The sequence below is a fragment of the Domibacillus sp. DTU_2020_1001157_1_SI_ALB_TIR_016 genome, from assembly GCF_032341995.1.
Classification (GTDB): domain Bacteria; phylum Bacillota; class Bacilli; order Bacillales; family Domibacillaceae; genus Domibacillus; species Domibacillus indicus_A.
Genome location: NZ_CP135439.1, coordinates 2,963,723 through 2,985,098, shown reverse-complemented (window position 1 = coordinate 2,985,098; position 21,376 = coordinate 2,963,723). Strand labels below are relative to the sequence as shown.

Annotated in this window: 18 protein-coding genes, 12 tRNA genes and 2 rRNA genes; all 32 read left to right on the top strand. The window is 46.8% G+C overall.

The window, feature by feature from the left end:
* The first annotated feature begins 9 nt into the window (after nt 1-9).
* A complete protein-coding gene (locus RRU94_RS23400) occupies nt 10-1,386 on the top strand; it encodes a UDP-N-acetylmuramoyl-tripeptide--D-alanyl-D-alanine ligase (protein ID WP_315693230.1) in 1,377 nt (458 codons plus the stop codon).
* A gap of 18 nt (nt 1,387-1,404) precedes the next feature.
* A complete protein-coding gene (locus RRU94_RS23395; protein WP_315693229.1) occupies nt 1,405-2,091 on the top strand; it encodes an alpha/beta hydrolase in 687 nt (228 codons plus the stop codon).
* Nucleotides 2,092-2,227: 136 nt separating this feature from the next.
* The gene (locus tag RRU94_RS23390; protein WP_242235261.1) at nt 2,228-3,694 is read left to right on the top strand and encodes a degradosome RNA helicase CshA; all 1,467 of its coding nucleotides are present in this window, start codon (nt 2,228-2,230) and stop codon (nt 3,692-3,694) included.
* Between the two features lie 65 nt (nt 3,695-3,759).
* The gene (gene acpS / locus RRU94_RS23385) at nt 3,760-4,110 is read left to right on the top strand and encodes a holo-ACP synthase (protein WP_315693228.1); all 351 of its coding nucleotides are present in this window, start codon (nt 3,760-3,762) and stop codon (nt 4,108-4,110) included.
* A 46-nt stretch (nt 4,111-4,156) separates the two neighbouring features.
* Complete coding sequence (locus RRU94_RS23380) at nt 4,157-5,122, top strand: LolA family protein (protein WP_315693227.1); 966 nt, start codon at nt 4,157-4,159, stop codon at nt 5,120-5,122.
* A 456-nt stretch (nt 5,123-5,578) separates the two neighbouring features.
* Nucleotides 5,579-6,739, top strand: a complete 1,161-nt coding sequence (gene alr / locus RRU94_RS23375) for an alanine racemase (RefSeq protein ID WP_315693226.1) — start codon at nt 5,579-5,581, stop codon at nt 6,737-6,739.
* 135 nt (nt 6,740-6,874) lie between these two features.
* Nucleotides 6,875-7,156, top strand: coding sequence for a CopG family ribbon-helix-helix protein (locus RRU94_RS23370; protein WP_050182177.1), 282 nt, complete (start codon nt 6,875-6,877; stop codon nt 7,154-7,156).
* A gap of 5 nt (nt 7,157-7,161) precedes the next feature.
* Nucleotides 7,162-7,512, top strand: coding sequence for a type II toxin-antitoxin system PemK/MazF family toxin (locus RRU94_RS23365; protein ID WP_018395451.1), 351 nt, complete (start codon nt 7,162-7,164; stop codon nt 7,510-7,512).
* Between the two features lie 170 nt (nt 7,513-7,682).
* A complete protein-coding gene (locus RRU94_RS23360) occupies nt 7,683-8,510 on the top strand; it encodes an STAS domain-containing protein (protein ID WP_315693225.1) in 828 nt (275 codons plus the stop codon).
* Nucleotides 8,507-8,869, top strand: a complete 363-nt coding sequence (locus RRU94_RS23355) for an STAS domain-containing protein (protein ID WP_172645569.1) — start codon at nt 8,507-8,509, stop codon at nt 8,867-8,869. Before RRU94_RS23360 ends, RRU94_RS23355 begins: the two co-directional genes overlap by 4 nt.
* Nucleotides 8,870-8,873: 4 nt before the next feature.
* Nucleotides 8,874-9,269 carry an anti-sigma regulatory factor gene (locus RRU94_RS23350; protein ID WP_242235251.1) on the top strand — a complete coding sequence of 132 codons (396 nt, stop codon included), beginning with the start codon at nt 8,874-8,876 and terminating at the stop codon, nt 9,267-9,269.
* A gap of 10 nt (nt 9,270-9,279) precedes the next feature.
* Entirely contained in the window at nt 9,280-10,290 is a 1,011-nt protein-coding gene (locus tag RRU94_RS23345; protein ID WP_251273302.1) for a PP2C family protein-serine/threonine phosphatase, read from the top strand.
* 83 nt (nt 10,291-10,373) lie between these two features.
* A complete protein-coding gene (locus RRU94_RS23340) occupies nt 10,374-10,703 on the top strand; it encodes an anti-sigma factor antagonist (RefSeq protein WP_242235246.1) in 330 nt (109 codons plus the stop codon).
* Between the two features lie 2 nt (nt 10,704-10,705).
* A complete protein-coding gene (gene rsbW, locus RRU94_RS23335) occupies nt 10,706-11,170 on the top strand; it encodes an anti-sigma B factor RsbW (RefSeq protein ID WP_242235244.1) in 465 nt (154 codons plus the stop codon).
* Nucleotides 11,148-11,942, top strand: a complete 795-nt coding sequence (sigB, locus tag RRU94_RS23330) for an RNA polymerase sigma factor SigB (protein WP_242235241.1) — start codon at nt 11,148-11,150, stop codon at nt 11,940-11,942. Before rsbW ends, sigB begins: the two co-directional genes overlap by 23 nt.
* Nucleotides 11,942-12,538 (top strand): PP2C family serine/threonine-protein phosphatase, encoded by a 597-nt coding sequence (locus tag RRU94_RS23325; RefSeq protein WP_315693222.1) that lies wholly within the window; start codon nt 11,942-11,944, stop codon nt 12,536-12,538. The genes sigB and RRU94_RS23325 overlap by 1 nt, the downstream gene beginning before the upstream one ends.
* 64 nt (nt 12,539-12,602) lie before the next feature.
* Nucleotides 12,603-14,753, top strand: a complete 2,151-nt coding sequence (locus RRU94_RS23320; RefSeq protein ID WP_315693221.1) for a Tex family protein — start codon at nt 12,603-12,605, stop codon at nt 14,751-14,753.
* Nucleotides 14,750-15,217 carry a SprT family protein gene (locus tag RRU94_RS23315; protein ID WP_315693220.1) on the top strand — a complete coding sequence of 156 codons (468 nt, stop codon included), beginning with the start codon at nt 14,750-14,752 and terminating at the stop codon, nt 15,215-15,217. Before RRU94_RS23320 ends, RRU94_RS23315 begins: the two co-directional genes overlap by 4 nt.
* Nucleotides 15,218-15,376: 159 nt before the next feature.
* Nucleotides 15,377-15,451 (top strand) — tRNA-Asn (locus tag RRU94_RS23310).
* 4 nt (nt 15,452-15,455) lie between these two features.
* Nucleotides 15,456-15,546: transfer RNA gene (locus tag RRU94_RS23305), tRNA-Ser, on the top strand.
* 14 nt (nt 15,547-15,560) lie between these two features.
* Nucleotides 15,561-15,632: transfer RNA gene (locus RRU94_RS23300), tRNA-Glu, on the top strand.
* Between the two features lie 52 nt (nt 15,633-15,684).
* A tRNA-Asp gene (locus tag RRU94_RS23295) sits at nt 15,685-15,761 on the top strand.
* Nucleotides 15,762-15,777: 16 nt separating this feature from the next.
* Nucleotides 15,778-15,852: transfer RNA gene (locus RRU94_RS23290), tRNA-Gln, on the top strand.
* Between the two features lie 7 nt (nt 15,853-15,859).
* A tRNA-Lys gene (locus tag RRU94_RS23285) sits at nt 15,860-15,935 on the top strand.
* Nucleotides 15,936-16,036: 101 nt separating this feature from the next.
* Nucleotides 16,037-16,122, top strand: a tRNA-Leu gene (locus tag RRU94_RS23280).
* A gap of 9 nt (nt 16,123-16,131) precedes the next feature.
* A tRNA-Arg gene (locus RRU94_RS23275) sits at nt 16,132-16,208 on the top strand.
* A gap of 18 nt (nt 16,209-16,226) precedes the next feature.
* Nucleotides 16,227-16,300: transfer RNA gene (locus RRU94_RS23270), tRNA-Pro, on the top strand.
* Between the two features lie 13 nt (nt 16,301-16,313).
* Nucleotides 16,314-16,387, top strand: a tRNA-Gly gene (locus RRU94_RS23265).
* A 116-nt stretch (nt 16,388-16,503) separates the two neighbouring features.
* Nucleotides 16,504-18,056 (top strand): 16S ribosomal RNA (locus RRU94_RS23260).
* A gap of 102 nt (nt 18,057-18,158) precedes the next feature.
* Nucleotides 18,159-18,235 (top strand) — tRNA-Ile (locus tag RRU94_RS23255).
* 17 nt (nt 18,236-18,252) lie between these two features.
* A tRNA-Ala gene (locus RRU94_RS23250) sits at nt 18,253-18,328 on the top strand.
* An 82-nt stretch (nt 18,329-18,410) separates the two neighbouring features.
* Nucleotides 18,411-21,343: ribosomal RNA gene (locus RRU94_RS23245) — 23S ribosomal RNA — on the top strand.
* The 16S and 23S rRNA genes sit together here with 12 tRNA genes alongside, the layout of an rRNA operon.
* The last annotated feature ends 33 nt before the right edge of the window (nt 21,344-21,376 follow it).

The window sequence follows — 21,376 nt, the reverse complement described above, 5'->3', positions numbered from 1 at the left end:
TGGGCGCTCATGATTGAAAAAACAGTCGAGCAAATAACAGACATGATCAATGTCGAAAATGATGTAACAAAATGGTACAACCAGAAAATTAAAGGTGTTTCGATCGACTCCCGCAAAGTGGACGGCGGCCGCCTGTTTATCCCGTTTTCCGGAGAAAATACAGATGGGCATCAGTACGTACGCCAGGCGATTGAAAGCGGGGCAGGTGCAGCGCTTTGGCAAAAAGACGTACCTGGAATGCCGGAGGATTTGCCTGTACTAGTAGTAGAAGATACGCTGCTTGCTCTGCAGCAGCTGTCAAAATCTTATCGTGATTCCCTGGAAGTGAAAGTGATAGGAGTCACTGGAAGCAACGGAAAAACGACAGTCAAGGATATGACAGCTTCCGTTTTTGGAGAAAAGTACCGCGTGCAAAAAACAGAAGGCAATTACAATAATCATATCGGCCTGCCGCTTACGATGCTTTCTCTCCGTGAGGACACTGAAATTGCGATTTTAGAAATGGGGATGAGCGGCAGAGGAGAAATTGAACTTCTCTCCAAGCTCGCTTCCCCTGATGCTGCGATTATTACCAATATCGGTGAAGCGCATTTGCAGGACTTGGGCTCACGTGAAGCGATTGCAGATGCGAAGCTGGAAATAACGGCAGGAATGTCTGATGACGGTACGCTTGTTTATTTAGGAGATGAGTCGCTTCTTTCAGAACGCGTAACGGAAGAGGTAGATTTCCAGACAAAAACATTCGGTATGGATAAAGGCAATGATATGCACCCAATCTCTATTGAGCAAACAGAAAGGGGCAGCCGCTTTGCCATGAATCAAGCACCTGCTCTTTCGTTTGAGCTTCCTGTTCTTGGCCAGCACAATGTAACCAATGCGCTTGCGGCTGTTTCGGCAGCATCTTTGTTTGATGTACCATTTGAAGCGGCTGTCGAAGGCTTGAAAAAAGTCGAGCTGACTAAAATGCGCATGGAGTGGGTAGAAGGCAAAAATGGCGTAAAAATCATTAATGATGCTTACAATGCCAGTCCTACATCTGTGAAAGCGGCCGTTTCTCTTGTGGCGGATTTACCGTCAACATCTAAAAAAATTGTGGTGCTTGGCGATATGCTGGAGCTCGGTTTGGATGAAGAGCTGTTTCACTATCAGACAGGGCAGGCAATCGATGCGGACAAAATTGATTACGTATTCACATACGGAACACTCGGGCAGTTTATTGCCTCAGGTGCAAAAGGTTCGTTTGGCTCTGAGCGTGTTTTTTCTTTCCAGGACAAAGACGAATTGGTGCAGTCCCTTCAAGGAATGCTCCAAGGCGGTGAGCTGATTCTTGTAAAAGCGTCAAGAGGCATAAAGCTTGAAGAGGTTGTGGAAAGTCTTTCACATTAAAAAAGGCGGTGGATCATCATGAACGGATGCTTATGCATTCATGGCTTCACTGGTTCCCCATATGAAGTACAGCCGCTTGCTGATTATTTGCGTACCCATACGGATTGGAAAATTGCCGTGCCCGTTTTGCCGGGGCACGGCGAAACACTATCCTTGAAAAAAGTTTCCTGTAATGAGTGGCTTGACTGTGCAGAAGCAGCACTGCTTGAGCTTCTAGAGGAATGCGAGACGGTTTACCTGATCGGTTTTTCGATGGGAGGGCTGATCGCTGCTTACTTAGCGGCCCGTTATCCGGTGCGGAAGCTGGTGATGCTGAGTGCAGCGGCTAAATATTTGAATCCGTCCCAGGCTAAGCAGGATATCCGGGTGATGTTCCAGGATTTACGAGAGAAAAAACTCCATGAAAATGAATTGTTTTTAAGATACCGGGAGAAGCTGTTAATGACTCCGCCAAGTGCAGCACGTCAGTTTCAAAAGGTAGTCGGGCTTGCGAGGCCGTCCTTAAGGAAAATTAATATTCCGGTATTTATCGCGCAGGGAACAGCAGATGGAATTGTGCCTGTTAAAAGTGCTGCGTATATTTACCGCCGTCTTTCCTCGGCTGAACGGCATTTGTACTACTCACCTGGCGCAAAGCATTTAATTTGCCATACAGGAAATACAGAAGAGCTTTTCAAGAAAGTCTTTACTTTTCTTTCCGGATAACGTAAAGTTATACAAATGCGCATTGAAAATTCGGACGTGAAATGATAAGATGGAAAAGACATGTTGCTCTTCGCATAAATGTAGAAGGGTATTTTTTTGTGCGGATGGCAGTTTAACATAGAAGGAGAAGAAACTATTGACAAAATTTAAAGATTTAAATTTAAGCGAAGCAACGCTGAAAGCAATTGACAAAATGGGCTTTGAAGAGGCGACGCCAATTCAGTCTGAAACGATTCCTTTAGGCTTAACTGGAAAAGACATCATCGGACAGGCACAAACAGGAACGGGTAAAACAACAGCATTTGGTATCCCGATGGTGGAAAAAATTGACACGAAAAATGAAGCAATCCAAGGGTTGATTATTGCACCGACACGCGAGCTTGCGATTCAGGTTTCAGAAGAACTTTATCGAATCGGCAGCGGCAAACGTGTCCGCGTGCTGGCTGTTTATGGCGGACAGGACATTCAACGCCAAATTCGCGCGCTTAAACAACGCCCGCATATTATCGTTGGAACACCGGGACGTATTCTAGACCATATTAACCGCCGTACATTAAAACTTGAAAATCTTGAAACGCTTGTGCTTGATGAAGCAGATGAAATGTTGAACATGGGCTTTATTCAGGACATTGAATCAATTCTTTCAAATGTTCCTGCAGAGCGCCAGACACTTCTTTTCTCAGCAACAATGCCGGGACCAATCCGGGCGATCGCTGAACGCTTTATGAAAGATCCAGAAATGATCAAAGTAAAAGCGAAGGAAATGACAGTTTCTAACATTGATCAGTATTACGTGAAAGTACCGCAGCGTGAAAAATTCGACGTTCTTGCCCGTTTGATGGATTCTCATTCACCTGAGCTTGCAATCATCTTTGGCCGTACAAAGCGCCGTGTTGATGAGTTGGCAAATGCACTTAGCCTGCGCGGCTACCAGGCGGAAGGTATTCATGGTGACTTGACACAAGCAAAGCGTTTAACGGTATTAAACCGTTTTAAAGCAGGAAAAATCGATGTGCTGGTAGCAACAGACGTTGCGGCGCGCGGTCTTGATATTTCTGGCGTTACACACGTTTATAACTATGATATTCCACAGGACCCTGAAAGCTATGTTCACCGTATCGGCCGTACAGGACGTGCTGGTAAAGAAGGTATGGCGATTACGCTGGTTGACCCGCGTGAAATGAGCTATCTTCGTGAAGTGGAACGTACAACGAAAAAACGCATGAACCCAATGGAAGCTCCATCTTGGGATGATGCGCTTAGCGGTCTGCAGCAAGCGGCTGTTACAGAGCTTGAAGAAGCGATTGCTAAAAATGAATGGGCAGAATATCGCTCATTCGCAAAGGAAATGCTTGACCAGTACGGTGCAGAAGATGTTGTAGCGGCGGCATTAAAACTTATCACAAAAGAGCCGGACCGTACACCAGTTCATATTACAAATGAAGCGGCACTTCCACAAAAACGTGACAAGTTCCGCAGCAAAAACTCAGGCGGATACCGCAAATCTGGCGGAGGTGGACGCCAGGGCGGCGGACGCTCTTACGGAAACCGTGACCGCAAAGGCGGATCAGGCAGCGGGCGCCGTAAATATTCATCTAACTAATCAATGATCGACGAAAGCCGTTCCGGAAGCCCGGAACGGCTTTTTTTTAAGAAAGGATGGCTGTTATGATTAAGGGCATTGGGATGGATATTGTTGAAATTGACCGGATCAAACGGCTGATTGATCGACAGCCGAAATTTTTAGAGAGGGTGCTGACACCGGCGGAGCTCAATTCCTATCTCCAAAAAAAGGGCACGCGCCGCTTTGAATATGCAGCCGGGCGCTTTGCGGTTAAAGAAGCATTCTCAAAAGCGGCAGGGACAGGCATTGGCGGGGAGCTGTCGTTTCAGGATATTGAAGTAGGTGCAGATGAGAAAGGTAAGCCGATTCTCATCCAGCCGTACAGTGAAGGCGTTCATGTCACGATTACCCATAGCCAGCATTATGCCGCAGCAGTTGTGATCATTGAATCATAATTGTACAGGCCTCCTCATATAGTGCTAGTGAGGAAGGGGTGCGGGGATGAAAAAGTGGATCGGATTGCTGTTGATGGTGCTTCTTTTATCTGCGTGCGGAGGATCGCCGTCACAAGAAGATGTTGTAAAGGAAATTTCCGACAAAGCGAGAAATGCCGCCGGTTATAAAGCGAAAGCTATCTTAGAAGTGCAGGCAGGTGAAGAAAAGCAAACGTATAACGTAGACATTTGGAATCAGCGTCATACGAATTACCGCGTTCATCTTGCATCGGTAACCAATAAGCACAGCCAGACGATTGTTAAAAACAAAACAGGGATTTATGTGATGACTCCATCACTCGGCAAAAGCTTCCGCTATGAAAATAATTGGCCGGAAAACAGCAGCCAGTCCTACTTGTTTGAATCGCTGGCTGCCGATATCCAAGCTGATGGAGAAGCCGTATTTAAAGAAACAGAGGATTACTACGTATTCCAAACAAAAACGCGCTACACAAACAGTCAAATGCTTCCAAAGCAAGAGATTTCATTTCACAAGAAAAATTTTACCCCAGCGCTTGTGAAAGTAATGGATACGAAGGGGAAGGTTGTTATTTCGGTTGTATTTAAAAAGATGGACTTAAAGCCGAAATTTGCAAAAGATGATTTTAGTGAAAAGAAAGCCGCCGCTAAAGAAACAGCTGGCGCATCACCTTCGGAATTCATGATTCATTATCCAACAGAGACCGGAGAAGCAGAGCTGGCAGATGAAACCCGGATTGATAACCGTGTGATCTTAACTTATGAAGGCAGCAAGCCATTCACATTGATTGAGCAGCCTGCCGTTCCTAGTGAAGAAGGAATCGCCCGTGCGTCCGGCGACTTGTCCGATATGGGCTTTGCGGCCGGGGAGGCAGAAGACGGGTCACTTCATTGGGTATATAATGGTGTGGAATTTATGCTGGCGTCAGATAAACTCTCCCAGGGCGAGATGGCGCGCATTGCCGCTTCGATCTCACCGGAATCAGTTAAATAAGAGGCAGCGGTGCAGTTTACCGCCGCTTTTTTTTTGTTTAAAATAGGAAATGCGTAAGAATCCCGTTTAGCGCTGTATGGTCTGGAGCACTCTGACGAAGATAAAGGAAACACGAAGAGCGCCAGCGATTCGATGTTGACTTATCGCTGGGAGGAGGGTGAAGAACAGAAAGCGGTGGGATACTGGAGCTGGAAAATAGGAAATGCGTAAGAATCCCGTTTAGCGCTGTATGGTCTGGAGCACTCTGACGAAGATAAAGGAAACACGAAGAGCGCCAGCGATTCGATGTTGACTTATCGCTGGGAGGAGGGTGAAGAACAGAAAGCGGTGGGATACTGGAGCTGGAAAATAGGAAATGCGTAAGAATCCCGTTTAGCGCTGTATGGTCTGGAGCGCTCCGGTTTGGATAAGAAGAACCATGGGCTGAGGACTAGGGAGTAAAAAGCAAGACGATAAATGAACTGGGAAGTGACATCAATGGAATTCTACCGGGACACCTGGGCAGAAATTGATTTGGATGCAATAAAATGGAACGTGAAAAAAACATTAGAACAGCTTGATTCTTCCGTATTTTTATATGCAGTTGTAAAAGCAAACGCATATGGACATGGAGATGTGCAGGTCGCCCGGGCAGCTGTTCAAGCTGGCGCAAAAGGGCTGGCAGTCGCTTTTTTAGATGAAGCATTAAAGCTGAGAGCATCAGGGATTAAAGGTCCTATTCTTGTGTTAGGTGCAAGCCGGCCGGAGGATGCTCATTTAGCAGCAGCCCAAGAAATCTCACTTACGGTGCATAATGAAGAGTGGTTTGAAAAAGCTGCTGTACATAAAGGGCAGCAGTTGAATATACATTTAAAATGCGATACTGGAATGGGGCGTATCGGTTTTAGGGATGAATTTGAGCTGCTTCAAGCGATCAGTCGGATTGAAGCGTCAGACCGGCTTGTTTTTGAAGGGATCTTCACTCATTTCGCAACAGCAGACGAAGAAGAAACAAGCTACATGGAGGAACAGCTTATACGCTTTCAGGAAATGCTTGACGCATTGAAAGAAAAGCCTCAGTTTATTCATTGCTCAAATAGCGCAGCCACGCTTCGGTTTAAAGGAGCTGGCTTTAACGCGGTCCGGCTTGGTATTGCTATGTACGGGTTGACGCCTTCGACTGAAATATCCGCGCAGCTGCCTTTTCCGCTTAAGCCGGCTTTTTCGTTGAAGTCAAAGCTTGTTCATGTAAAAAAGCTTAAGCCTGGTGAAAAAGTAAGTTATGGAGCCACTTACGAAGCTGCTGAGCATGAATGGATCGGCACCCTTCCCATTGGTTATGCAGACGGCTGGATTCGCAAGTTAGGCGGGCAGGATGTGTTAATCGACGGCCGGAGGATGCCAATTGTAGGCAGGATTTGCATGGATCAGTGCATGGTAAGGCTTCCAGAGGAATATAAAACCGGAACATTGGCAACACTCATTGGACAGCAGCAAAATGAAGAAATTTCAATGGAAGAAATCGCCGAGAAAAGAGAAACCATTAATTATGAAATTCCATGTGTGATTACGTCACGTGTGCCAAGAGTGTATGTAGAAAACGGAAAAAAAGTATCTGTGACCAATTCTCTGTTGTAATAGATTTGACCGTCAAAGGTCCTGTTGTGTAACATTTTTTGAAAATGTCTTTCCAAACCCTTTCAGTGAATGGTATGATAAGTGGGACAGTAATAAGCAAAGAGATGTGTGCAGTGATTGGTGGAGGTGTAGTTCTTGTCTGAATCCGGTACGACGACAGATGTGTTAGTAAACTTGCCAAAGCAGTTTGTAAATGAACTTGACTGTTTTGCGGAACAGGAAGAAATTAGCCGCAGTGAATTCATTTACCGCGCAACAAAAATGTATTTACGCGAGCGAAAAAAGCGTCATATTCAAGAATCGATGCGGCGTGGTTATATGGAAATGGCCAAGATCAACCTTGCTATTGCATCAGAAGCGATGCAAGCCGAATTTGAGGCAGGAAACACAGTCGAACGTTTAGTAAGTGGAGGATAAACCGTGTGATCGTAAAACGTGGTGACGTATATTTTGCAGACCTGTCCCCTGTTGTCGGCTCCGAACAAGGCGGCGTCCGGCCTGTTCTTGTCGTTCAAAACGACATCGGGAATCGGTTCAGTCCCACTATTATCGTCGCAGCCATTACAGCTCAGATCCAAAAAGCCAAACTGCCGACGCATGTGGAAATTAATGCGGAGCGGTATGGATTTGAAAGAGACTCCGTTATTTTACTCGAACAGATTCGAACGATCGACAAGCAGCGGCTTACAGATAAGATCACGCAGCTTGACGACGGAATGATGGAGAAAGTGGACGACGCTTTGCAAATTAGTTTAGGTCTTATACAATTTTAACAAAGCACCTCTCGTTTAAACGGAGGTGCTTTTTTCTTTAAACCATAATTTTTCACGCCTGTCAGATGATACGGCTTTTTAATTATTCAAATAACCTTTATAATAAAAATAATGAACGTTTTTGACGAAAACCGCAGATTTGGAGCGGAACGACGATTGGAGAGAACCGAATGCGGAAAAAGATTTTTCAATATGTACAGTCTCACAATGATGACATATTAAACGAGTGGATTGAATTGATGCGCACAGAAGCTGACGAGCGCGCTGTTCTGGCTATGTCTGACCATATGTTTGTAAAAACAAGTTCAGAGTTTATCCAGCTCGTTATGTCGAACTTTTCAGATTCCGAGGAAAAATTCCAAGAGCGTGCTGTTGACTTCTCAGAAAAGATTGTCCGTCTTGGATGGCCGTTGACAATGATTACAGATGGTCTTCGTGTTTTTGGGAAGATTGTTGAAAACGGCATGCAGCGCTCAGGTGAAATTAATCAACAAACTTATATTGATTTTACAGCAGAAATCAACAACTGGATTTTTCCGATGTATAAAACCATCACAGAAGCGTACACCACATCTTGGGAACGGACGATTTCTCTTCAAAAAATTGCCCTTCAGGAACTATCTGCACCACTGATTCCGGTTTTTGACAAAATCTCTGTTATGCCGCTTGTCGGCACAATTGATACGGAGCGGGCAAAGCAAATTATGGAAAACTTGCTTGAAGGGGTCGTCAGCCATCGAGCCGAAGTGGTATTAATTGATATTACCGGTGTACCGGTTGTAGATACAATGGTTGCCCACCATATTATCCAAGCAGCGGAAGCGGTCCGTCTTGTTGGAGCAAAGTGCACCATTGTCGGCATTCGTCCAGAAATTGCTCAAACGATTGTAAATTTAGGTATTAATCTTGAAGATGTAACAACGACGAGCACAATGAAAAAAGGCGTAGAGCAGGCACTTGCATCGACGTCAAGACAAATTGTGGAGGTACAAGAATGAACATGAGAATTCCGATTTTAAAACTGCACGATTGTTTACTCATTTCGATCCAATGGGAGCTTGATGATCAAACAGCCCTCCAATTTCAAGAAGATCTTCTTCATAAAATCCATGAAACAAGTGCAAGAGGAGTCGTCATTGATTTTACATCCATTGATTTCATCGATTCATTCATTGCAAAAGTACTGGGCGATGTAATCAGCATGTCTAAGCTAATGGGAGCTAAAGTAGTAATTACAGGTATTCAGCCTGCCGTTGCGATTACGCTGATCGAGCTTGGTATTCGTCTGGAGGAAGTGATGACCGCACTGGATCTCGAAAAAGGTTTGGAGAAACTTCAACGGGAACTGGGGGACTGACACGATGGACTCTAGTGTGAAAATTATAAATGAATGGGATATCGTAGCGGCGAGACAACTTGGCCGGAATGTAGCGAAAGAACTTGGTTTCGGTACGGTTGACCAGGCTCGTATTACGACTGCGATCAGTGAACTGGCTCGTAATATTTACTTGTACGCAGGCCAGGGAGAAATAACGATAGAGAAAGTAGAGAATGGAGCGAAAAAAGGAATGACCATTGTTTCCCGTGATGAGGGGCCGGGTATTCCGGATCTTCGAAAAGTCATGGAAGACGGTTTTTCAACTTCGGGTGGACTTGGAGCTGGACTTCCCGGTGTAAAAAGGCTTATGGATGAATTTTCCATTGAATCTACGCCGGGTGAAGGGACGCTTATTAAGTCGGTGAAGTGGCTCCGTTAGGAGGACGAGGATGAATTTCAGAGATACGATGCTCGATGAATACAAAGAAATACTAAAGACGTATATTAATGACCAAACTGAACAGGCTTTATACATGAGCCAAAAATTCAGCCGGAAGTCAATCGAGTATAAAATATCGCCGGAGGAAATGATCAGCCTTCATAAAACATCCATTATGGATCTTGAACCGGATCTTCCGGAATCGCTTCTTCTGTCGCTTGATATTCTGCTTGAGGTGATGATGAGTTATGGCTTGGCGTATCGTGAGCATCAAAGCTTGCGTACGATCCAGCGAGAACTGATCAATGAAATCGAAGTAGCTGCGAGCATGCAGCAGACACTTCTTGGCACACAGATTCCCCGCATTCCATCTATGGACATCGGGGCAATCAGTGTGCCGGCCAAGCAAATGAGCGGAGACTATTACCATTTTGTATCACATGAAAATGGCGCGATTAGTGTAGCGATTGCTGATATTATTGGCAAAGGAATTCCTGCAGCCCTTTGTATGTCGATGATTAAATATTCGATGGATAGTATGCCGGAGGACAGCCAGGCCCCGGGCGATGTACTTGAGCGCCTGAACCGCGTTGTAGAACAGAATGTAGACCCGACAATGTTTATTACCATGTTCAGTGGTTTGTATAATCCGGAAACACATGTTTTTTCTTACTCATCTGCCGGCCACGAACCAGGCTTTTTTTATCATGCCGATACGGGAGAGTTTGATGAGATGCAGGCAAAAGGTCTGCTGCTCGGCGTAGATAAGAAAACAAAGTACAAAGAGTACGAACGGAAAGTAGAAGTTGGGGATATTATTCTGCTCATGTCAGATGGTGTAACAGAATGCCGAACAGAAGAAGGTTTTTTAGAGGTAGACACACTTATTGGGTATATTAAAAAATACATACATCTTGACGCGCAGGATATCGCCGACAAAGTGTACAAAGAGCTGGAGTATTTACAGGATTTTCAGCTTCGTGACGATTTTACGCTCATTATTTTAAAAAGAACTTCTTAATGGGTTTAATCCTTATGCACCAAGGGTATAAAAGGGATATTGAGTAATGAAGCGATTAATATGTTAAAGGTGGTTTATCCTAAATGAATATTTCAATTGACGTACAAGAACAGGAACAACAGACAACGATCAAACTTGCAGGTGAAATTGATGCCTACACGGCACCAAAATTGCGTGAAACAGCGTTTCCTTATACAGAGAAAAAAGAAGCGGATCTTGTCGTTGACCTGTCTGGTGTTACATATATGGACAGTACAGGTCTTGGCGTTTTCGTCGGCCTTTTTAAAAGCTTAAATGCGAATGATGGAACCATGAAGCTAGTTGGGTTATCTGATCGCTTAAAGCGTCTTTTCGATATTACAGGCCTTGCGGACATCATGAACATTAATTCTGGATCAGAAGGTGGCGTGTAAGAATGACGTATGCTGATTATGTAGAAATGAAAATCCCGGCCAAGCCAGAATTTGTCGGTATTACAAGATTGACGCTCTCCGGTATTGCCAGCCGGATGGGTTTTTCATATGACACGATTGAGGATTTGAAAATTGCAACAAGTGAAGCCATTACGAATGCTGTCCAGCACGCTTATAAAGGGGAAGAAGGAGAAGTGCTGATCGGCTTTCGCCTTTATGAGGATCACCTGGAAGTGATTGTATCGGATAACGGGAATAGTTTTGATTTTAAAGAAACAAAAGAGGCACTGGGGCCCTATACAGAAAAGTCAGTTGAATTCCTTCGTGAAGGAGGGCTGGGCCTTTATTTGATCGAAACACTGATGGATGAAGTGAAAGTACATCAAAATGAAGGGATTACTTTGTTTATGACAAAGTATCTCGAAGGAGAGCAGGTGGAGAGGGATGCAGAAACCATCTCGACCTAACCAAGCTGCAAAGCTTCAGGCAATCGAATGGATCAAGGCTTTTCAGGAAAACGGAGACCGGGACGCTCAAGATAAGCTTGTGAAACATTATCATGGATTGGTGGAGTCTATTGCCAGAAAATATTCAAAAGGGCGTTCCCACCATGAAGACATCGTGCAAGTAGGGATGATGGGACTGCTGGGAGCAATCCGCCGCTATGACGATTCTTTTGGGAAAAGCTTTGAAGCATTTGCCATTCCGACTATTGTAGGGGAAATCAAGCGATTTTTGCGCGATAAAACATGGAGTGTACATGTACCGAGGCGCATAAAAGAACTAGGCCCAAAAATTAAATCAGCGAATGAAGAATTAACCACTTCTCTTCAGCGGTCACCCCGCGTTGATGAGATCGCCCATTATCTTGATATTTCAGAGGAAGAAGTATTGGAAGCAATGGAGATGGGCAAAAGCTATCAGGCGTTATCAGTGGATCATTCCATTGAAGCCGATTCGGATGGAAGCACGGTAACGCTTCTTGATATTGTTGGGAACCGTGAAGAAGGATATGAGCGTGTCGACCAGCGCCTTGTTCTTGAAAAAGTATTACATGTGTTATCCGACCGGGAAAAGCAGATTATACAATTTACCTATCTTGAAAACCTGAGTCAAAAAGACGCAGGGGACAAGCTTGGCATTTCCCAAATGCATGTTTCCCGGCTGCAAAGAAGGGCTATTAAAAAGTTGAAAGAAGCGATTCATGCTGAGGCCTATTCAACGGAGCACCTTTCTTGATGGAAAAAATACAAAATGAACAGCTGGAATTAATAGCAGGTACACATTCAAAATACGGAAATTCTTTTTGCGGGGATACCTATTATTTTGCGCAGGAGGGAAACTCGTTTGTTTGTTTGCTTGCAGACGGCCTTGGAAGCGGCCGCTATGCCTATGAGTCATCACAAGCAGCGGCGGAAATTGTGAAACGGGATTGGCAGGAAGAATCGGTCGAAGGAATGATGAATTTAATTAACACCGCCATGTTTCAAAAACGTGGAGCGGCGGTTGCACTGTTTAAAATTGATTTTAAAGCACGAAGTTTCGAATATACGTGCGTTGGCAATATTCGTTTTTACTTATATGCTAAAGATGGAAAACTTACGTACCCTCTGCCTGTCACCGGTTATTTATCCGGCCGTCCGCAAAGGTATAGAATGGAACGCTTTACATATGAGCCGGGCAGTAAATTTCTTGTTCATTCAGATGGCGTTAATTTGCTTAACACAAAAGAGCTGATGCGCTACCGGAGTACAGAACAAATTGCGGCAGAACTGGACGCTGTCGCTTTAAAATCAAATGACGATGCAACCTTTTTAGTTGGCAACCTGCTGTGAATCAGCGGGTTTTTTCTTTTTTTGCTACAATATGAATATTCAAGAAAGAAGCGGAGGCACATGTATGGAGGAACAATTAATTAAAGCAGCGGCAGCAGATACAAAAACCAGTGTGAAACAAGTAAAAGCTGTTATTCAGCTAACAGAAGAAGGGAATACAATCCCCTTTATTGCCCGGTATCGAAAAGAAATGACCGGATCACTGGATGAAGTCGAAATTCGAACAATCTTAGAGCAATATACATATCGTAAAAATCTTGAGCAGCGGAAAGAAGAGGTTGCCCGTTCGATTACCGAACAGCAAAAAATGACTCCTGATATCGCAGCAGCGATTGAGGCAGCAGCAACATTGCGGGCTGTAGAGGACATCTACCGTCCGTTTAAGCAAAAAAAGCGTACGAAAGCGTCCGTTGCAAAAGAAAAAGGTTTAGAGCCTTTGGCCAAGTGGCTTCTATCCTGTCCTAAAGACGCACAAATCGATCAGGAAGCTCAACAATATATAAATGAACAAGTAGAAAACACAGAAGCCGCTCTTCAAGGCGCAGCGGATATCGTTGCAGAGACTATTGCAGATGATGCAGCAGTTCGGGAGCGTATCCGGCTTGATATGACGAAATATGGAAAAATAAAAACAGAGTTAAAAGGTGAAGATGAAAAAGAAGTCTTTAAAATGTATTACGAGTATGAAGAGCCCATTAATAAAATTGCTCCCCACCGCACGCTTGCTGTGAACCGAGGCGAAAGTGAAGGAGTATTAAAGGTAGCTGTCTCTTTTGATGAAGAGCGTGTGATCGGCTATTTAGCAAAGAAATTCATTCGAGATGAACAAAGCCCCGCAGCCCCGATTCTATTGGATGCGGCCCGGGATGCATACAAGCGTCTTATTCGCCCCTCTGTAGAAAGAGAAGTGCGGAATGAACTGACAGAAGCGGCAGAAGAACGGGCTATCCACATTTTTTCGGAGAACTTAAAAAATCTTCTGCTCCAGCCGCCGTTAAAAGGAAAAGTGGTGCTTGCAGTTGATCCGGCATACCGAACAGGATGTAAAATGGCGGTTGTAGATGAAACAGGAAAAGTTCTAGCGATTAAAGTCATGTATCCGCATACAGGAGAAGGAAAAAGAAAAGAAGCGAGAGAGCTGTTTAAACAGCTTGCAGAGGAGTTTGAAGCAGATATTATTGCCATTGGAAACGGGACGGCTTCAAGGGAAACCGAACAGTTTGTAGTAGAAATGCTGCCGAGCCTCAAGAAAAAAGCCGCTTATATTATTGTAAATGAAGCAGGGGCCAGCGTGTATTCCGCGTCTGATATTGCACGCGAGGAGTTTCCTCACCTTCAAGTAGAGGAAAGAAGTGCTGTGTCGATTGGGCGCCGCATTCAAGACCCGTTGGCGGAGCTGGTAAAAATCGATCCGCAATCGATTGGCGTAGGCCAGTACCAGCACGATGTATCCCAAAAGAAATTATCCAGCTCGCTTGCATTCGTGGTAGAAACAGCCGTAAACCGTGTGGGTGTGGATGTGAATACAGCTTCTCCTTCGCTGCTTGAACACGTAGCGGGATTAAATAAAACAGTAGCCAAAAATATTGTTCAATATCGAGAAGAAAACGGAAAATTCACGAAGCGTTCTGTGATCAAAAAAGTGCCGCGTCTTGGCGGGAAAACCTTTGAACAGTGCATTGGCTTTCTGCGTATTACAGATGGAGAAGAACCGCTTGACCGGACACCTATTCATCCGGAAAGCTATAAAGAAACAACCGCTCTGTTGAAATCGCTTGGATTTAAAACGGCGGATATTGGTTCAGAAGAGCTGGGAGCTGCTCTTCAGGCGGTGAATACAGAGCAAATAGCAAAGGAGCTTGGCATTGGCGAGCTGACATTAAAAGATATTATTGACTCACTTCAAAAGCCGGGACGCGACCCGCGTGACGAAATGCCGGCGCCGCTTTTAAAAACAGATGTACTGAAAATGGAGGATCTTCAAAAGGGAATGGAGCTGCAGGGAACCGTTCGGAATGTAACAGACTTCGGCGCTTTTGTAGATATCGGCGTAAAGCAGGACGGACTCGTTCATATCTCAAAATTGAAAAAAGGATTTGTGAAAAATCCTTTCAACGTTGTGTCGGTTGGGGATATTGTAACCGTCTGGGTAGAGGCTGTAGAAGCTGGAAAAGGAAGAATTTCATTGACGATGGTTAAAGACGAATCCAAATGAAAACGAGCGATAAAATGATTCAAAAGCTGACAGAAGAGCTGTCAGAACGTTTTTTTAATCGGCCTTTTCTGCACCGGGCATATATTAACAAGCGGCTTCGGACAACCGGAGGCCGCTACCTGCTTGTATCTCACAATATTGAAGTGAATGAAAAATACATTGAAGCGTTTGGAGAAGAAGAACTCATTGGTATTTTGAAGCACGAGCTGTGCCATTACCATCTTCACCTGCAAGGGAAAGGGTACAAGCATGGAGATGAGGACTTTAAAGAGCTGCTGAAACAAACCGGATCGCCGCGTCACTGCAGGACACTTCCAGAACAGGAAGGGAAGCAGAAACAAAGAAAGATTGTTTTTTATAAATGCTCAGCATGCGGAATAAAGTATAAAAGATACCGGCGTATTAACACATCAAGATATGTATGCGGGGCATGCCGGGGAGTTTTAAAAGAAATTATCGAATAATGATGTTGACAATTGCTGCTTCAATTGATATTTTAATTGAGCAGCTTTTTTTATAACGGTGTTCAATTAATAAATATTGAAAAACAGTTAAAAAAGTTGTTGACTATAAATGAGTAATTGGTTTATAATACTAAGTGTCGATAAGATAACATTCGTTATTCCGCAGTAGCTCAGTGGTAGAGCAATCGGCTGTTAACCGATCGGTCGCAAGTTCGAGTCTTGCCTGCGGAGCCAATCTGGGGAAGTACTCAAGAGGCTGAAGAGGCGCCCCTGCTAAGGGTGTAGGTCGGGTAACCGGCGCGAGGGTTCAAATCCCTCCTTCTCCGCCAGATTTTATTTTTAAGGCCCCTTGGTCAAGCGGTTAAGACACCGCCCTTTCACGGCGGTAACACGGGTTCGAATCCCGTAGGGGTCATCGTCGGGAAGCCGGCTTCACCGGTTTCCCTTCTTTATGTTTAATATTCCATGGTCCGGTAGTTCAGTTGGTTAGAATGCCTGCCTGTCACGCAGGAGGTCGCGGGTTCGAGTCCCGTCCGGACCGCCATTTTCAAAGAAAGTATTGGGCTATAGCCAAGCGGTAAGGCAACGGACTTTGACTCCGTCACGCGAAGGTTCGAATCCTTCTAGCCCAGCCATTTTTTTGAGCCATTAGCTCAGTCGGTAGAGCATCTGACTTTTAATCAGAGGGTCGAAGGTTCGAGTCCTTCATGGCTCACCATTCCTTCGAAAACTTTTAAAAAAGTGTTGACAAGGCAATGAAGTTCATGTAAAATATTATTTTGTTGGCAAGCGACAATTTGGTGCGCGGAACGCTTTTATGCGGTCGTGGCGGAATGGCAGACGCGCTAGGTTGAGGGCCTAGTGGGGGCAACCCCGTGGAGGTTCAAGTCCTCTCGGCCGCACCAAATAAATAAGCGCCCGTAGCTCAATTGGATAGAGTACTTGACTACGAATCAAGCGGTTAGAGGTTCGAGTCCTCTCGGGCGCGCCATTTTATTATCTTATTTAACGGGAAGTAGCTCAGCTTGGTAGAGCACTTGGTTTGGGACCAAGGGGTCGCAGGTTCGAATCCTGTCTTCCCGATCTTCATTTTTATGCGGGTGTAGTTTAATGGTAAAACCTCAGCCTTCCAAGCTGATGTCGTGGGTTCGATTCCCATCACCCGCTCCAGAAAATTGAACATTGAAAACTGAACAAAATCAATAAAAACGTCAACGTTTTAAATTTTTATCTTCCATTAAAAACACCCCGTGTTTTTAATGGAAACAAATGAGCAAGTCAAACACTTTTTGGAGAGTTTGATCCTGGCTCAGGACGAACGCTGGCGGCGTGCCTAATACATGCAAGTCGAGCGGACTTGACAGAGCTTGCTCTGTTCAAGTCAGCGGCGGACGGGTGAGTAACACGTGGGTAACCTGCCTGTAAGACTGGGATAACTCCGGGAAACCGGGGCTAATACCGGATAACATCAAGAACTGCATGGTTCTTGATTGAAAGGCGGCTTCGGCTGTCACTTACAGATGGACCCGCGGCGCATTAGCTAGTTGGTGAGGTAACGGCTCACCAAGGCGACGATGCGTAGCCGACCTGAGAGGGTGATCGGCCACACTGGGACTGAGACACGGCCCAGACTCCTACGGGAGGCAGCAGTAGGGAATCTTCCGCAATGGACGAAAGTCTGACGGAGCAACGCCGCGTGAGTGAAGAAGGTTTTCGGATCGTAAAACTCTGTTGTCAGGGAAGAACAAGTACGGGAGTAACTGCCCGTACCTTGACGGTACCTGGCCAGAAAGCCACGGCTAACTACGTGCCAGCAGCCGCGGTAATACGTAGGTGGCAAGCGTTGTCCGGAATTATTGGGCGTAAAGCGCGCGCAGGCGGCCTTTTAAGTCTGATGTGAAAGCCCACGGCTCAACCGTGGAGGGTCATTGGAAACTGGAAGGCTTGAGTGCAGAAGAGAAGAGCGGAATTCCACGTGTAGCGGTGAAATGCGTAGAGATGTGGAGGAACACCAGTGGCGAAGGCGGCTCTTTGGTCTGTAACTGACGCTGAGGCGCGAAAGCGTGGGGAGCGAACAGGATTAGATACCCTGGTAGTCCACGCCGTAAACGATGAGTGCTAAGTGTTGGGGGGTTTCCGCCCCTCAGTGCTGCAGCTAACGCATTAAGCACTCCGCCTGGGGAGTACGGCCGCAAGGCTGAAACTCAAAGGAATTGACGGGGGCCCGCACAAGCGGTGGAGCATGTGGTTTAATTCGAAGCAACGCGAAGAACCTTACCAGGTCTTGACATCCCGCTGACCTCCCTGGAGACAGGGCTTTCCCTTCGGGGACAGCGGTGACAGGTGGTGCATGGTTGTCGTCAGCTCGTGTCGTGAGATGTTGGGTTAAGTCCCGCAACGAGCGCAACCCTTGATCTTAGTTGCCAGCATTTAGTTGGGCACTCTAAGGTGACTGCCGGTGACAAACCGGAGGAAGGTGGGGATGACGTCAAATCATCATGCCCCTTATGACCTGGGCTACACACGTGCTACAATGGATGGTACAAAGGGCTGCAAGACCGCGAGGTTTAGCCAATCCCATAAAACCATTCTCAGTTCGGATTGCAGGCTGCAACTCGCCTGCATGAAGCTGGAATCGCTAGTAATCGCGGATCAGCATGCCGCGGTGAATACGTTCCCGGGCCTTGTACACACCGCCCGTCACACCACGAGAGTTTGCAACACCCGAAGTCGGTGGGGTAACCCTTACGGGAGCCAGCCGCCGAAGGTGGGGCAGATGATTGGGGTGAAGTCGTAACAAGGTAGCCGTATCGGAAGGTGCGGCTGGATCACCTCCTTTCTAAGGATATTTACGGAAGTGAGAACTTGGTTCTCGCAAACGTTTGACGTTTGATTTTGTTCAGTTTTGAAGGTTCAATCTGAAACTTCATAATGGAAGTAGGGGCCTATAGCTCAGCTGGTTAGAGCGCACGCCTGATAAGCGTGAGGTCGATGGTTCGAGTCCATTTAGGCCCACCATTCTTACTTCTTTATATGGGGCCTTAGCTCAGCTGGGAGAGCGCCTGCTTTGCACGCAGGAGGTCAGCGGTTCGATCCCGCTAGGCTCCACCATATTATGTTCTTTGAAAACTGGATAGAAGCAACACATTGTATGACCAAAGCAAAAAACCGAGTAAGATACACCGCCATTTTAGGTTAAGTTAGAAAGGGCGCACGGTGGATGCCTTGGCACTAGGAGCCGAAGAAGGACGGGACTAACACCGATATGCTCCGGGGAGCTGTAAGTAAGCTTTGATCCGGAGATTTCCGAATGGGGAAACCCGCCATCCGTAATGGGGTGGCACACCTGCCTGAATACATAGGGCAGGAGGAGGCATACCCGGGGAACTGAAACATCTAAGTACCCGGAGGAAGAGAAAGCAAACGCGATTCCCTGAGTAGCGGCGAGCGAAACGGGACATAGCCCAAACCAAGAAGCTTGCTTCTTGGGGTTGTAGGACACTCTATACGGAGTTACAAAGGAAGAGGATAGGTGAAGCGATCTGGAAAGATCCGCGGTACAAGGTAACAGCCCTGTAGCCGAAATTCTCTTCTCTCTTGAGTGTATCCTGAGTACGGCGGAACACGAGGAATTCCGTCGGAATCCGGGAGGACCATCTCCCAAGGCTAAATACTCCCTAGTGACCGATAGTGAACCAGTACCGTGAGGGAAAGGTGAAAAGCACCCCGGAAGGGGAGTGAAAGAGATCCTGAAACCGTGTGCCTACAAGTAGTTAGAGCCCTTTAACGGGTGATAGCGTGCCTTTTGTAGAATGAACCGGCGAGTTACGATTTCATGCAAGGTTAAGCTGATAAGGCGGAGCCGCAGCGAAAGCGAGTCTGAATAGGGCGCTTGAGTATGAGGTCGTAGACCCGAAACCAGGTGATCTACCCATGTCCAGGATGAAGGTGAGGTAACACTCACTGGAGGTCCGAACCCACGCACGTTGAAAAGTGCGGGGATGAGGTGTGGGTAGCGGTGAAATTCCAATCGAACCTGGAGATAGCTGGTTCTCTCCGAAATAGCTTTAGGGCTAGCCTCAAACGAAGAGTACTGGAGGTAGAGCACTGTTTGGACTAGGGGCCCATCCCGGGTTACCGAATTCAGACAAACTCCGAATGCCAGATACTTATGTTTGGGAGTCAGACTGCGAGTGATAAGATCCGTAGTCAAGAGGGAAACAGCCCAGACCACCAGCTAAGGTCCCAAAGTATACGTTAAGTGGAAAAGGATGTGGAGTTGCCCAGACAACCAGGATGTTGGCTTAGAAGCAGCCACCATTTAAAGAGTGCGTAATAGCTCACTGGTCGAGTGACTCTGCGCCGAAAATGTACCGGGGCTAAACGTATCACCGAAGCTGTGGATTGACACCTTTCGGTGTCAGTGGTAGGAGAGCGTTCCAGAGGCTGTGAAGTCAGACCGGAAGGACTGGTGGAGCGTCTGGAAGTGAGAATGCCGGTATGAGTAGCGAAAGAAGGGTGAGAATCCCTTCCACCGAATGCCTAAGGTTTCCTGAGGAAGGCTCGTCCTCTCAGGGTTAGTCGGGACCTAAGCCGAGGCCGAAAGGCGTAGGCGATGGATAACAGGTTGATATTCCTGTACCACCAAGCATCGTTTGAGTGATGGGGGGACGCAGGAGGATAGGAGATCACGCAGCTGGATACGCGTGTTTAAGCAGTCAGGCTGGAAATGAGGCAAATCCCGTTTCCATTAAGGCTGAGCTGTGATGACGAGGGAATTTTAGTACCGAAGTCTTCGATTCCACACTGCCAAGAAAAGCCTCTAGCGAGATGTAAGGTGCCCGTACCGCAAACCGACACAGGTAGGCGAGGAGAGAATCCTAAGGTGAGCGAGTGAACTCTCGTTAAGGAACTCGGCAAAATGACCCCGTAACTTCGGGAGAAGGGGTGCTCTGGTAGGGTGCAAGCCCGAGAGAGCCGCAGTGAATAGGCCCAGGCGACTGTTTAGCAAAAACACAGGTCTCTGCAAAGCCGCAAGGCGACGTATAGGGGCTGACGCCTGCCCGGTGCTGGAAGGTTAAGAGGAGGGCTTAGCGCAAGCGAAGGTCTGAATTGAAGCCCCAGTAAACGGCGGCCGTAACTATAACGGTCCTAAGGTAGCGAAATTCCTTGTCGGGTAAGTTCCGACCCGCACGAAAGGCGCAACGATCTGGGCACTGTCTCAACGAGAGACTCGGTGAAATTATAGTACCTGTGAAGATGCAGGTTACCCGCGACAGGACGGAAAGACCCCGTGGAGCTTTACTGCAGCCTGATATTGAATTTTGGCACAGTCTGCACAGGATAGGCAGGAGCCTTGGAAGCCGGAGCGCCAGCTTCGGTGGAGGCGCTGGTGGGATACTGCCCTGACTGTGTTGAAATTCTAACCCGCACCCGTGATCCGGGTGGGAGACAGTGTCAGGCGGGCAGTTTGACTGGGGCGGTCGCCTCCTAAAATGTAACGGAGGCGCCCAAAGGTTCCCTCAGAATGGTTGGAAATCATTCGCAGAGTGTAAAGGCACAAGGGAGCTTGACTGCGAGACCTACAAGTCGAGCAGGGACGAAAGTCGGGCTTAGTGATCCGGTGGTTCCGCATGGAAGGGCCATCGCTCAACGGATAAAAGCTACCCCGGGGATAACAGGCTTATCTCCCCCAAGAGTCCACATCGACGGGGAGGTTTGGCACCTCGATGTCGGCTCATCGCATCCTGGGGCTGTAGTCGGTCCCAAGGGTTGGGCTGTTCGCCCATTAAAGCGGTACGCGAGCTGGGTTCAGAACGTCGTGAGACAGTTCGGTCCCTATCCGTCGCGGGCGCAGGAAATTTGAGAGGAGCTGTCCTTAGTACGAGAGGACCGGGATGGACACACCGCTGGTGTACCAGTTGTCTCGCCAGAGGCATCGCTGGGTAGCTATGTGTGGACGGGATAAGTGCTGAAAGCATCTAAGCATGAAGCCCCCCTCAAGATGAGATTTCCCATTACGCAAGTAAGTAAGATCCCTTGAAGATGACGAGGTAGATAGGTTCGAGGTGGAAGTGCGGCGACGCATGGAGCTGACGAATACTAATCGATCGAGGACTTAATCAATGTACACTTGGCGTGTAACCGAAAGGTTTTTGC

Excerpts from the sequence above, each read along its gene's own strand:
- RRU94_RS23315 (WP_315693220.1), top strand. The coding sequence starts at position 14,750 with ATGAAAACGAGCGATAAAATGATTCAAAAGCTGACAGAAGAGCTGTCA.
- RRU94_RS23380 (WP_315693227.1), top strand. The coding sequence starts at position 4,157 with ATGAAAAAGTGGATCGGATTGCTGTTGATGGTGCTTCTTTTATCTGCG.
- alr (WP_315693226.1), top strand. The coding sequence starts at position 5,579 with ATGAACTGGGAAGTGACATCAATGGAATTCTACCGGGACACCTGGGCA.
- RRU94_RS23345 (WP_251273302.1), top strand. The coding sequence starts at position 9,280 with ATGAATTTCAGAGATACGATGCTCGATGAATACAAAGAAATACTAAAG.
- RRU94_RS23325 (WP_315693222.1), top strand. The coding sequence starts at position 11,942 with ATGGAAAAAATACAAAATGAACAGCTGGAATTAATAGCAGGTACACAT.
- RRU94_RS23340 (WP_242235246.1), top strand. The coding sequence starts at position 10,374 with ATGAATATTTCAATTGACGTACAAGAACAGGAACAACAGACAACGATC.
- RRU94_RS23320 (WP_315693221.1), top strand. The coding sequence starts at position 12,603 with ATGGAGGAACAATTAATTAAAGCAGCGGCAGCAGATACAAAAACCAGT.
- rsbW (WP_242235244.1), top strand. The coding sequence starts at position 10,706 with ATGACGTATGCTGATTATGTAGAAATGAAAATCCCGGCCAAGCCAGAA.
- acpS (WP_315693228.1), top strand. The coding sequence starts at position 3,760 with ATGATTAAGGGCATTGGGATGGATATTGTTGAAATTGACCGGATCAAA.
- RRU94_RS23355 (WP_172645569.1), top strand. The coding sequence starts at position 8,507 with ATGAACATGAGAATTCCGATTTTAAAACTGCACGATTGTTTACTCATT.
- RRU94_RS23400 (WP_315693230.1), top strand. The coding sequence starts at position 10 with ATGATTGAAAAAACAGTCGAGCAAATAACAGACATGATCAATGTCGAA.
- RRU94_RS23360 (WP_315693225.1), top strand. The coding sequence starts at position 7,683 with ATGCGGAAAAAGATTTTTCAATATGTACAGTCTCACAATGATGACATA.
- sigB (WP_242235241.1), top strand. The coding sequence starts at position 11,148 with ATGCAGAAACCATCTCGACCTAACCAAGCTGCAAAGCTTCAGGCAATC.
- RRU94_RS23395 (WP_315693229.1), top strand. The coding sequence starts at position 1,405 with ATGAACGGATGCTTATGCATTCATGGCTTCACTGGTTCCCCATATGAA.
- RRU94_RS23350 (WP_242235251.1), top strand. The coding sequence starts at position 8,874 with ATGGACTCTAGTGTGAAAATTATAAATGAATGGGATATCGTAGCGGCG.